The organism is Streptomyces sp. NPDC103540 (assembly GCF_055584445.1).
This window is the reverse complement of sequence record NZ_JBVJMA010000004.1, coordinates 511311-522775: the sequence shown is the minus strand read 5'-3', so window position 1 is coordinate 522775 and position 11465 is coordinate 511311. Positions and strand designations below refer to the sequence as shown.

Here is an 11465-nt window from a genome sequence, read left to right as displayed (position 1 = left end):
TGAGTGCATGCGCATCGGGATCGTGGGAACCGGCCGGATCGGCTCGTTCCACGCGGCCGCCCTGGCCCGCCACCCCGACGCCGGTTCCCTGCTGCTGGCCGACGCCGACCCGGGGCGGGCCGCACGGCTCGCGGACCGGCTCGGTGCCACCGCCGCGCCCTCCGTCGACCAGGTGTTCACCTGGGGCGTGGACGCGGTGGTCATCGCCACCGCGACCGCGGCGCACGCGGAGCTGGTCGTCCGGGCGGTGCGCGGCGGGTTGCCGGTGTTCTGCGAGAAGCCCGTGGCCCCCGACCTGGCCCGCACCCTGGCGGTGCTGCGCGAGGTGGCCGCCGTCGGGGGGACGCTCCAGCTCGGCTTCATGCGGCGGTTCGACGCCGGGTACGCCACCGCGCGGGAGCTGGTCCGCTCCGGGGCGCTGGGCCGGCTGCACACCGTACGGACCACGACGTCCGATCCGACGCCGCCGCCCGCCGCGTACCTGGCGACCTCGGGCGGCCTGTACCGCGACTGTCTGGTGCACGACTTCGACATGGTCCGATGGGTTACCGGGCGGGAGGTGGACGAGGTGTACGCGACCGGCGCGGACGGGGGCCTCGCTGCGTTCCGGGACAGCGGGGACGTGCACACGGCGGCGGCCCTGCTCACGCTGGACGACGGGACGCTGGTCTCCAGCACCGCGACCCGGTGCAACGGCGCGGGGTACGACGTGCGCATGGAGCTGTCCGGGGAGCTCGACCAGGTCTCCTCCGGGCTCGACGACCGTACGCCGATCGCCTCCACCGAACCGCACGGCCCTCCCCCGGCGAGCAAGCCGTGGTCCGGTTTCCTGGAGCGGTTCGGGCCCGCCTACGAGGCCGAGCTGGCGGCCTTCGTCCGGCTGGTGCGCGGCGAGGGGCCCAACCCCTGCGACGGCCGGGAGGCGCTGGCCGCGTTCCGGGTGGCGGAGGCGTGCGAGCTCTCGCGGCGGGAGCGGCGCCCCGTGCGCCCGGCGGAGCTGCCGGACCTCTGAGGGGGCGGTGCGGGCCATGGGGGTCACCGTAGGCCCGGCGCTCGGGCGGGCAGCAGCCGATTGTCGGCCAATCGGACGACCGGGCGGCGGCGCGGCGCCGGATGCCCGCGACCCGGGGCCTGTGGTCAGGCCGCGGCGCGGCGGCCCCAGGCCGTGCCGACGAGGACGAGCGCGGCCCCCGCGAGGCCGAGGGCGCCCAGGCGCTCCCCGCCGATGGCGATGGCGGCGGCGGCCGCCCACAGGGGTTCGGTGCCCAGCAGCAGGCTGACGCGGGAGGGCGAGGTGCGGCGTACGGCCCACATCTGCACGAAGAAGGCGAACAGGGTGCAGAAGAGGGTGAGGAAGGCGAGCCCGGCCCACTCGGCGGGGCCGAAGTCCGCCGCCGCCCGCCAGGGGGTGGCCCCGGTGCCGGGCAGGGCCGCGAGGAGCGCGAAGACCAGCACGGCGCCGCCGAACTGGACGGTGGTCAAGGAGAGCGCGTCGGCGTCCTGGACGGCCTTGATCCGGGCCATCAGGAGCACGTGCAGGGTGCGGGCGAGGGCCGCGCCGAGGATCAGCAGGTCGCCCGTGCCGGGCGCGGTGAAGCCGGCGCCCTGGGTGAGCAGCACCACCCCCGCGACGGAGAGGGCGGCGGCGCCGAGGAAGGCGGGGCGGGGCGCGGTGCGCCGGACGGCGGACTCGGCGAGCGGGGTGAAGATCATGGTCAGGCTGATGATCAGCCCGGCGTTGGTGGCCGAGGTGTGCACGACCCCGTAGGTCTCCAGCAGGAAGATCCCGCCGAGTACGAGGCCCAGCGCGCCCGCGCCGCGCACCTGGGCGGGGGTGAGCGCGCGCAGGCGGCGGCGGCCGACGACGACGAGGACGGGCAGGACCAGGGCGAAGCGCAGGACGAGGACGGCGATCACCGTGTGGGTGGTGGTGATGCCCTTGGCGGCGAGGTAGCTGGCGCCCCAGACGACGGCGACGAGCAGGACGGGCAGGTCCGCGAGCCAGGCTCGGCGGGGGGCGTGCGCGGGGGCGGTGACGGCGAGGGTGGACACCGGGGCGGCTCCGGCCACGAGAAGGGGGTGGAGACGACGGTGGCTCGCACGGGTGCGGGCCCACCGTAGCCGAGTCGATCTTCCCGGTCGACCCCTTTCCGGCCGCCCCCACCGGCTTTCCGGCCGCCCCGTCGGCTTCCCGCCCGCCGCCTTCGGCCCGGTCGGCTACGCGCCGATCGTGCCGAAGGTGGCGCGGCCCGCGGGCCGGTAGGTGTGGATGGCCGCGCCGCGCCCCGTGGTGCGGGAGTGCGTCAGCTCGCAGGCCGTCGGCAGACCGCCGACGGGGAACAGCCGGCGGCCCGCGCCGAGGAAGACGGGGAAGGTCAGCAGGTTCAGTTCCTCGACCAGGTCCCGCGCCAGCAGCCACTGCGCGAGCGACGCGCTGCCGTGCACCTGGAGCTCGCCGTCGGTGGCGTCCTTGGCCCGGACCACCTCCGCCTGGAGCTGTTCCCCGTCGATGACGGTGGTGCCGGCCCAGGCGGGTTCCTTGAGGGTGGTGGAGGCCACGTACTTCGGCAGCGCGTTCAGCCGGCTCGCGATCGGGTCGGCGGGGTCGGTCTGCGCCGGCCAGTACCCGGCGAAGATCTCGTAGGTCCGGCGGCCCAGGAGGAAGGCCCCGGCCCGGTCGAAGACCTCGGTCATGAACTCCCCCATGCCCTCGTCGGCGAAGGGGGTCAACCAGCCTCCGTACGCGAACCCGCCGTCGGTGTCCTCCTGCGGCCCGCCGGGGGCCTGTACGACGCCGTCGAGGGTCAGGAAGGTGGTCAGGGTCAGCTTTCCCATGGCTCAGCGCTCCTTGGATCGTTGCGTTCCGATTACCCCGTGCACCGGTTCAGACTCCCGGGCCGCCCGGTACTCATCGGCGCGGCGCGCGTGAACGCCCCGTCCGATTCCCGCCGGCGCGGCCCTCCCCGCCCCCGTTTCATTGAAGACGCAACGACTTGTTGGTGGATTCGGGGAGGAAACATGAACGACCGGACAGTGGCCCTGGTGACCGGAGGGAGCCGGGGCATCGGGGCGGCGACGGCCCTGCGCCTGGCCGAGGACGGCCTCGACGTCGCCCTCACCTACACGCACGGCGAGGAGGCGGCGACCGAGGTCGTCGGGAGGATCGAGGCCCTCGGCCGCAGGGGCCTGGCCGTACGCGCCGACGCGGGCGACCCCGCGCGGGCCGCGGCCTGCGTCGAGGAGACCGTACGGACCCTGGGCCGGCTCGACGTCCTGGTCAACAACGCGGGGATCGGCGTGCTCGGCCCGCTGGAGGAACTCGACCCGCGCGACGTGGACCGGGTGCTCGACGTCAACGTGCGGGGGGTGTTCCTGACCACCCGGGCGGCGGCCGCGCACCTGGGCCCCGGCGGACGGATCGTCACCATCGGCAGCTGCATGGCGCTGCGCGTCGCGGGGCCCGGCGGGACCCTCTACACGATGAGCAAGGCGGCGCTGGCCGGTCTGACCCGGGCCCTGGCCCGGGAGCTGGGCGGGCGCGGGATCACGGCGAACCTGGTCCTCCCCGGTCCGGTCGACACCGACATGAACCCGGCCGACGGGCCGCACGCGGACGCGCAGCGGGCCCTGACGGCGCTCGGCCGCTTCGGCACCCCCGCGGAGGTGGCCGCGCTGGTGTCCTTCCTCGCCGGGCCGGAGGCCGGCTTCGTCACGGGCGCGGAGCTCTCGGTCGACGGCGGGCACGCCGTGTAGCGGGAGGAACGCCTGCGGGGCGCACCGCGCGTGGTGCGCCCCGCGGGGGTGTGTCCGTGCCCCGGGGGTGTCGGCCCCCGGGGCGGTCGGGGGCTGCCTCAGCCGCCCAGCTCCTGGTGACGGGCGGCGTGCGCGGACGCGCCGGCCTCCGTCAGCGAGCCGAACAGGCGCAGGCGGGAGAAGCCGCCGTCCGGGAAGATGTCGATGCGCACGTGGGTGCCGACGGCCGGGGCGTCCAGGACGAACCGGTGGTTGGTGTCGGGCTGCAGGCGGGTGCGCGGCAGGAACTCCGTCCACTCGCCCTCCTCGCCGGTCTTGACGGACAGCGAGGCCCAGCCGGCCGAGTTGCCCTTGAGGTAGGCGGTGTCGATCTCGACGGCGCGGATCTCGGACTCGGCGACGAGCTGGTAGCGGATCCAGTCGTTGCCGTTGTCGCGGCGACGGGCGGTCTCCCAGCCGTCGTCCATCTTGCGGGAGCGACCCGGGTTGATGGTGTTGGTCGGCGGCGAGTAGAAGCGGTTGGACGCGTCCTCGACCGAGCCGCCGTTCTCCAGGGCGACCACGTCGAAGGTGCCGAGCACCGCGAGCCACGCCGGGTCGGGGCGGACCTCGCCGTAGACGCGGATGCGGGCGACGCCGCCGTCCGGGTGCTGGTTGAGGCGCAGGTGGGTGAAGCGCTGCTCCACGTCGACCGCGAAGCCGTTGGCCGCGTGGCCGCCGACCGTGGTGCGCTCGACGAGGGTCGTCCACTTGACGTCGTCGGACAGCAGTTCCTCGGCGGTCGGGGAGCCCGCCACCGAGGCGGCCTGGACCGAGACGGCCTGCGGCATGTTGCCGCGGAAGTGGGCGGTGTCGACGACGATGCCGCGGATGACGCCGGGGGCGCCGAGGCGGATCAGGGCGTAGTCGTGGTCCTCGGCGGTCGGCCAGGGCTGCTCGGCGGACACGCCGCGGCGGCGGCGGGTCTCCCAGCCGTCCATGACCTTGCCCTTGTGGCCGAAGTGCTCGGGGTCGAAGTGCGGGGCCTCGGCGATGAGGAGGTTCTCGCGCTCGGCGAAGAACTCGTCGTTGGCGGCGATGACACCGGCGCCCAGCTCACGGGCGGCGAGGTTCGCGTACTGGGTGAAGGGGAAGTCCGCGGTGCGGTAGTCCGCGTACGGGTCGCCGCCTCCGTACGGGTTCGCGTTACCGGTGAAGGAAGCCAGTTCGGTCGAACGCTGTGCCACTGTCAGTTCTGCCTTTCAAGGAGGAGGCCCGTGGGCTCGGTCGGGGTGCCGTGGTCGGCGATCTGGCGGCCGCGCAGCCAGGTGGACTTCACGACGCCGTGCAGGGTCTTGCCCGCGTACGCCGTGACCCTGTTGCGGTGGTGCAGTTCGGCCGGGTCCACGGTGAAGGTCTCTTCGGGGGCCAGGACGGCGAAGTCGGCGTCGCGGCCGACCTCGATGGCGCCCTTGCGGTCCAGTCCGGCGAGGGCGGCGGGGGCGCTCGACATCCAGCGCACGACGTCCTCCAGCGACCGGCCGCGGCGGCGCGCCTCGGTCCAGATCGCGGGGAGGCCCAGCTGGAGGGAGGAGATGCCGCCCCAGGCGGTGGAGAAGTCGTCCGTCTTCAGGTCCGCCGTGGAGGGCGAGTGGTCCGAGACGATGCAGTCGATGGTGCCGTCGGCCAGGGCGTCCCACAGCAGGTCCTGGTTGGCGGCCTCGCGGATGGGCGGGCAGCACTTGAACTCGCTGGCGCCGTCCGGCACTTCCTCGGCGGTGAGGGTGAGGTAGTGCGGGCAGGACTCGACGGTGATCCGGACGCCGGCGGCCTTGGCCTCGGCGATCAGCGGCAGCGCGTCGGAGGAGGACAGGTGCAGGACGTGCACGCGGGCGTCGAGGCGCTTGGCCTGGGCGATCAGATTGCCGATCGCGGTGTTCTCGGCGTCGCGCGGACGGGAGGCGAGGAAGTCGGCGTACTTCGGGCCGGGGACGACGGGGGCGGCGTCGAGGTGGTGCGGATCCTCGGCGTGCACGATCATCAGGCCGCCGAAGCCGGTGATCTCGGCGAGGGAGGCGGCCAGCTGCTCCTGGTCGAGCTCGGGGAACTCGTCGACGCCCGAGGGCGACAGGAAGCACTTGAAGCCGTAGACCCCGGCGTCGTGCAGCGGGCGCAGGTCCTTGACGTTGTCGGGGAGGGCGCCGCCCCAGAAGCCGACGTCCACGTGCGCCTTGGCGCGGGCGACCTCCTGCTTGACGCGGAGGTTGTCGACCGTGGTGGTCGGCGGCAGGGAGTTGAGCGGCATGTCGAGGAGGGTGGTGATGCCACCGGCGGCGGCGGCGCGGGTGGCCGTCCAGAAGCCCTCCCACTCCGTGCGGCCGGGGTCGTTCACGTGGACGTGGGTGTCCACCAGGCCGGGCAGGAGGACGTCGTCGCCGAAGTCCTCCAGTCGGGCTCCGGCCGGTACCTCGGCCCCGTGCTCCAGCACGGCCGTGATCTTCCCGCCGGCGACGGCCACCGAGGCGGCGCGCGTCCCCTCGGGGGTGATGACGCGCGTCGAGCGCAGTACCAGTTCCACAGCCACGTCGGCCACCGGAACCTCCCCATCTACTTCCACAGAGCGAAATTCAACGTTCTGTTGACGGAGTCTTCACCCCGATCCGGGGCCAGTCAAGAGCGTCCGGAGGGACGGCTGACCGGCTTGCACCGCAATTGGAGGTTTCCACAGGATGGAATTAAGATTTCACTATCCAGAATGTAGCTACCACCACCCACCATCGGGCCAGTACCTTCCGGAGGGGGTCCGCCACCAGGACAAACCACCTCTGACCGGCGAGGAGGGCAGGGCCCCGGATCTAGGGCCGTCGCCGACCGACGGGTAGGCTGCTTCCTTGCCTGCCAGCACCGAAAGGACCGCGCCGTGCCGACGTCCAGCGCCAGCACCACCGACGCTTCCGCCAAGCCCACCGCCGCGGGCGGTGGCGTCCAGTCCCTGGAGCGCGCCTTCGATCTGCTCGAACGCATGGCCGACGCCGGGGGCGAAGTCGGCCTCAGCGAGCTCTCCGCCGCCAGCGGCCTCCCGCTGCCCACCATCCACCGCCTGATGCGCACGCTCGTCGCGTGCGGCTACGTCCGGCAGCAGCCCAATCGACGGTACTCCCTCGGGCCCCGTCTGATCCGCCTGGGCGAGTCCGCGTCGCGCCTCCTGGGCACCTGGGCCCGCCCCTACCTCGCCCGCCTGGTCGAGGAGACCGGCGAGACGGCGAACATGGCCCTGCTGGACGGCGACGAGATCGTCTACGTCGCCCAGGTGCCCTCCAAGCACTCCATGCGCATGTTCACCGAGGTCGGCCGACGGGTGCTGCCGCACTCCACCGGCGTGGGCAAGGCCCTGCTCGCCTACACCCCGGCCGACGAGGTCCGCGCCCTGCTGGCGCGCACCGGCATGCCGGCCGCGACCGAGAAGACCATCACCACGCCCGAGGGCTTCCTGGACGCCCTGGAGCAGGTCCGCAAGGTGGGCTACGCGGTCGACGACAACGAGCAGGAAATAGGAGTCCGCTGCCTCGCCGTGTCGGTGCCGAACTCGCCGACCGCCGCCGCGATCTCCATCTCCGGCCCGGCCGGCCGGGTCACGGAGGCCGTGGCCGAGTCCTTCGTGCCGATCCTCCAGGGCGTGGCCGCCGAGCTGTCGGTGGCCCTCCAGAGCCAGAACCCGGCGTAACCGCCGGCGCGCCGTTTCCCGTTACGCCGGAGCCCCGGCCCCCTTCGGAGGGGGCCGGGGCTCCGGCGCAACGGGGTGGGTTCGGCCCGTCGGGGTTCGGCCCGTCGGGGGTTCAGGCCGCCGGGGGTTCAGGCCGCCGGGACGGTCGGCGCGGGTGCGTCCGACCGGGTGAGGCGGCCGTCGGTCATCGTCGCGACGCGGTCCATCCGCTCCAGGTGCGCGTGGTCGTGCGTGACCAGCACCGTGGCCGTGGACCGCTCCCGGGTGAGGGTCACCAGCAGGTCGAGCACCGCCGCGCCCCGCTCGTGGTCCAGGGCGCTGGTCGGCTCGTCCACCAACAGCACGGCGGGCTCGTTCATCAGGGCGCGGGCGATGTTCACCCGCTGGCGCTGCCCGCCCGAGAGCTGGTGCGGGCGCCGGTCGGCCTGGTCGGCGAGCCCCACCGCGTCGAGCAGTTCCAAGGCCCGCGCGCGCAGCCGCCCGGCCGGTCGGCCCGAGAGGTGCGCCATCACCTGGAGCTGCTCGGCGGCGGTCAGGGAGGGCAACAGGTTGGGTTGCTGGAAGACGATCCCGATCCGCTCCCGGCGCAGGGCCGACTTCTCGGCGGCCCCCAGCGCCGTGGCGTCCCGCCCGGCGACCACGACCCGGCCGGAGTCCGGGGTGACCAGGGTGGCGGCCACCGCCAGCAGGCTGGACTTACCGGAGCCCGAGGGCCCGATGACGGCGGTCAGGGTGCCCGCCGGGACCTCCAGGTCGACGGAGTCGAGCGCCGTGAGGCGACCGTCGCCGTCCGGGTAGGTGAGCGTGACGTCGTGGACGAGCAGGGTCATCGGGCGCTCCCGAGGGCGGTCAGCGGGTCGACGGCGGTGATCCGCCGGATGGACAGGGCCGCGCCCAGCGCGCCGAGCGCGATCATGATCGCGGCGGGCACCAGCACGGTGCGGGCGTCGAGGACGAAGGGCACGTCACCGCCGCCGATCAGCGCGCCGATGCCGGTCGCGAGGGCCGTGCCGAGGCCGGTGCCGAGGGCGAGCATCACCACGGCCTGGCCGAGCGCGTCCCGCAGCAGGTACGGGGTGGAGGCACCCAGTGCCTTCAGCACCGCGACGTCCGGGGCGCGCTGGATCGTCCACACCGTGAAGAAGGCCCCTATGACCAGCGCGGAGATGGCGAAGAGGAACCCGCGCATCAGCTGGAGCGAGCCGTTCTCCGCCTGGTAGGAGCCTATGGCGCCGAGCGCCTCGTCGATCGTCCGTGACGCCGTCCCCGCGGCCCGGTCCGCCGCGGCGAGGTCCGCGGAGTCCGAGGTCTCCAGCGCGATGACGGTGGCGAGGGTCTCCGGGGAGGTGCCCGGATTGCCGACGCGCTGCCAGTCGTTCAGGTCCATCCAGACGACCGGGGTGTGGCTGTAGGCGGCGGTGCCGGACACCGCGGCCACCGTCAGCTCCAGCGGCCCGATCCGGACCTTGCCGCCGGCGCGCAGCCCGCCGAGCTCCTCGGCCGCCTTGTGCGCGAGGACGACGGACCCCTGGACGAGCCCGGCGCCGGCGGGCGGCAGCGATCCCGCCGGCTCGACGCCGAAGACGGAGACGGCGGCCGTGCGCTCGCCCGAGACGGCGTTGGTGGTGCGGATGCCGAGGGGCTGCGCGGAGCTCACCCCCGGCCGCTCGCGCCAGGACCGCCAGGCGCTCTCGGGCAGCCGGGAGTCGGTGAAGGAGACCTCGCGGTCCCCCGCCGGCGCCGCGAAGGCCAGTCGTGAGGCGGGCAGGCCGGTGATGGCCGAGACGTTCTCCCGGGCCAGTCCGGAGGTGAGCCCGGACAGCAGGCCGACCAGCAGCGTGATCAGCACGACGACCGAACCCATGAGGGCGAAGCGGCCCTTGGCGAACCGTAGATCTCTCCATGCGACGAACATGATCCCCAGCCTGGTCCTCCCCGTGGGCGCGCGGCATCGCGCCACGGTAGGGATCCTGGTATCGAAGGTGGCACGCGGACATCGAACTTTTGGTTGACCGGGGCTCCCCGCCGCCCGCTTACGCTGGTCGGGAGATGTCTTCCGCCCCCCGCTCCCGCCCCCTGACCCCCGTCTCCCGCGTGCTGCGGCTGTGCCTGCACGCCCTGTTCCTCGGACTGCTGGCACTGGCCGCCGCCCGCGCCGTCGCCGGCTCCGCGCCCCGCGCCGGCCTGGTGGTCGCCGTCTGCGTCCTCCTCCTCGCCGTCTACGCGGCCGGCGTACGGGCCCCCTCCGTGAGCCGCTCCGCACGGGCCGCCGGCATCTGGCTGGGCGCGGTCGGCGCGGCCTGGGCGGCGCTGCTGGTGGTCTCCCCCGACGGGCTGTGGATCGCCTTCCCGCTGTACTTCCTGGAGCTGCACCTGCTGCGGCTGCGCTGGGCCGTCGCCGCCGTGGCGGTCACCGCCTGCGCGGCGATCGGCGGTTTCGTCGCGCACAGCGGGGCCCCGAACCCGGGCGCCTTCCTCGGGCCGGTGCTCGGCGGGGCCGTGGCCGTGGCGACGGTGTTGGGATACCAGGCGCTGTACCGCGAGAGCGAGCGGCGCCGCGAGCTGATCGAGGAACTGATCGCCACCCGCGCCGAGCTGGCCGTCGCCGAGCGGGGCGCGGGGATCCTGGCCGAGCGCGAACGCCTCGCCCGGGAGATCCACGACACCCTGGCCCAGGGCCTGTCCTCGATCCAGCTGCTGCTGCGGGCGGCGGAGCGCGCCCTGTCCGAGGACCGTACGGGCCCGGGCGCGGCGGCCGGCGCGGGCACGGGCGCACCGGCCGGGGGTGACGTGCCCGTCGGGGGTGACGTGACCGCCGGAGGGGGCGTGACCGCCGGAGGGGGCGTGACCGCCGACCGGGGCGCGGCGGCCGCCCTGGCGCACATCGCCCGGGCCCGCGGGGCCGCCCAGGAGAACCTCGCCGAGGCACGGCGCTTCGTACGGGCCCTGACTCCCCCGGACCTGGAGCACGGGTCGCTCGCCGCCGCCCTGGAGCGGCTGTGCGCGGACGCGCCGGGGCCGCTCGTGCGCTTCTCCGTCAGCGGCACCCTGCGCGAGCTGCCCACGCCCTACGAGGTGGCCCTGCTGCGGATCGCGCAGTCGGCGCTGGCCAACGTGGTGCGCCACGCGCGGGCGGGGCGCGCCGGGATCACCCTGACCTTCATGGACGACTCCGTCACCCTGGACGTCGTCGACGACGGCGAGGGCTTCGAACCCGCCCGCGCCCCGTCCGGGGAGGGCGGCTTCGGCCTGCCGGCGATGCGGGCGCGGGCCGAGAGCCTGGGCGGGTTGTTCACCGTGGAGTCCGATCCGGGCCAGGGCACCGCCGTGGCCGTCACCCTGCCGCTGCCCGTGGAGGCACCGTGACCATCCGTCTCCTGCTCGCCGACGACCACCCCGTGGTCCGCGCCGGGCTGCGCGCGGTCCTCGACACCGAGCCGGACTTCGCGGTGGTCGCCGAGGCCGCCACCGCCGAGCGGGCGGTGGAACTGGCCGCGTCCGAGCCGGTGGACGTGGTGCTGATGGACCTCCGGTTCGGCTCCGGGATGCACGGCTCGGCGGCCACCGCGGCGATCACCGCGCTGCCCGACGGGCCGCGCGTCCTGGTGCTGACCACGTACGACACCGACGCCGACATCCTGGCGGCGGTGGAGGCCGGCGCCTCGGGGTACCTGCTGAAGGACGCCCCGCCCGAGGAGCTGGCGGCGGCGGTGCGCACGGCCGCCGCCGGGCAGTCGGCCCTGGCGCCGGCGGTGGCGCTGCGGCTCATGGACCGGATGCGTACCCCGGCGGAGGCGCTGACGAAGCGGGAGCTGGAGGTGCTCCAGCTGGTCGCGGACGGGCTGTCGAACCAGCAGATCTCGAAGCGGTTGTTCCTCAGCCAGGCGACGGTCAAGTCCCACCTGGTGCACGTCTACGCGAAGCTCGGCGTCGACTCGCGCACCTCGGCGGTGGCGGCGGCGGCCGGACGCCGCCTGATCCGCACCCCGTAGCGGAGGCCGGCGGCGGG

11 protein-coding genes are annotated in these 11465 nt (G+C 74.4%); 5 read left to right on the top strand and 6 right to left on the bottom strand.

Features of this window, described 5'->3' with window-relative positions:
- Positions 1-7: 7 nt before the first annotated feature.
- Positions 8-1012 carry a Gfo/Idh/MocA family protein gene (locus tag ACZ6ZI_RS13100; protein WP_363063154.1) on the top strand — a complete coding sequence of 335 codons (1005 nt, stop codon included), beginning with the start codon at positions 8-10 and terminating at the stop codon, positions 1010-1012.
- 125 nt (positions 1013-1137) lie between these two features.
- On the opposite strand, the gene ACZ6ZI_RS13095 is transcribed toward ACZ6ZI_RS13100, so the two are convergent.
- Positions 1138-2052, bottom strand: coding sequence for a DMT family transporter (locus ACZ6ZI_RS13095; RefSeq protein WP_469519609.1), 915 nt, complete (start codon positions 2050-2052; stop codon positions 1138-1140).
- Positions 2053-2217: 165 nt separating this feature from the next.
- Positions 2218-2835: a dihydrofolate reductase family protein gene (locus ACZ6ZI_RS13090; RefSeq protein WP_469519448.1), complete on the bottom strand. Its 618-nt coding sequence runs from the start codon at positions 2833-2835 to the stop codon at positions 2218-2220.
- A 183-nt stretch (positions 2836-3018) separates the two neighbouring features.
- Here ACZ6ZI_RS13090 and ACZ6ZI_RS13085 point away from each other — a divergent pair, with 183 nt between their 5' ends.
- A complete protein-coding gene (locus tag ACZ6ZI_RS13085; protein ID WP_469519445.1) occupies positions 3019-3753 on the top strand; it encodes a 3-oxoacyl-ACP reductase family protein in 735 nt (244 codons plus the stop codon).
- Between the two features lie 98 nt (positions 3754-3851).
- On the opposite strand, the gene alc is transcribed toward ACZ6ZI_RS13085, so the two are convergent.
- Positions 3852-4979: an allantoicase gene (alc, locus tag ACZ6ZI_RS13080; protein WP_469519442.1), complete on the bottom strand. Its 1128-nt coding sequence runs from the start codon at positions 4977-4979 to the stop codon at positions 3852-3854.
- Positions 4980-4981: 2 nt separating this feature from the next.
- Positions 4982-6325 (bottom strand): allantoinase AllB, encoded by a 1344-nt coding sequence (gene allB / locus ACZ6ZI_RS13075; RefSeq protein WP_469519440.1) that lies wholly within the window; start codon positions 6323-6325, stop codon positions 4982-4984.
- A 327-nt stretch (positions 6326-6652) separates the two neighbouring features.
- Here allB and ACZ6ZI_RS13070 point away from each other — a divergent pair, with 327 nt between their 5' ends.
- Positions 6653-7456, top strand: a complete 804-nt coding sequence (locus tag ACZ6ZI_RS13070) for an IclR family transcriptional regulator (protein ID WP_363063168.1) — start codon at positions 6653-6655, stop codon at positions 7454-7456.
- A gap of 128 nt (positions 7457-7584) precedes the next feature.
- Here ACZ6ZI_RS13070 and ACZ6ZI_RS13065 read toward each other — a convergent pair whose 3' ends face one another.
- Together ACZ6ZI_RS13065 and ACZ6ZI_RS13060 are read right to left on the bottom strand one after the other, a co-directional pair.
- Positions 7585-8286 (bottom strand): ABC transporter ATP-binding protein, encoded by a 702-nt coding sequence (locus tag ACZ6ZI_RS13065; RefSeq protein ID WP_469519437.1) that lies wholly within the window; start codon positions 8284-8286, stop codon positions 7585-7587.
- Complete coding sequence (locus ACZ6ZI_RS13060) at positions 8283-9371, bottom strand: ABC transporter permease (protein ID WP_469519434.1); 1089 nt, start codon at positions 9369-9371, stop codon at positions 8283-8285. Before ACZ6ZI_RS13060 ends, ACZ6ZI_RS13065 begins: the two co-directional genes overlap by 4 nt.
- A gap of 134 nt (positions 9372-9505) precedes the next feature.
- On the opposite strand from ACZ6ZI_RS13060, the gene ACZ6ZI_RS13055 reads away from it, so the two are divergent.
- Positions 9506-10822, top strand: coding sequence for a sensor histidine kinase (locus ACZ6ZI_RS13055; RefSeq protein ID WP_469519432.1), 1317 nt, complete (start codon positions 9506-9508; stop codon positions 10820-10822).
- Entirely contained in the window at positions 10819-11448 is a 630-nt protein-coding gene (locus ACZ6ZI_RS13050; protein WP_469519429.1) for a response regulator, read from the top strand. The genes ACZ6ZI_RS13055 and ACZ6ZI_RS13050 overlap by 4 nt, the downstream gene beginning before the upstream one ends.
- Positions 11449-11465: the final 17 nt, after the last annotated feature.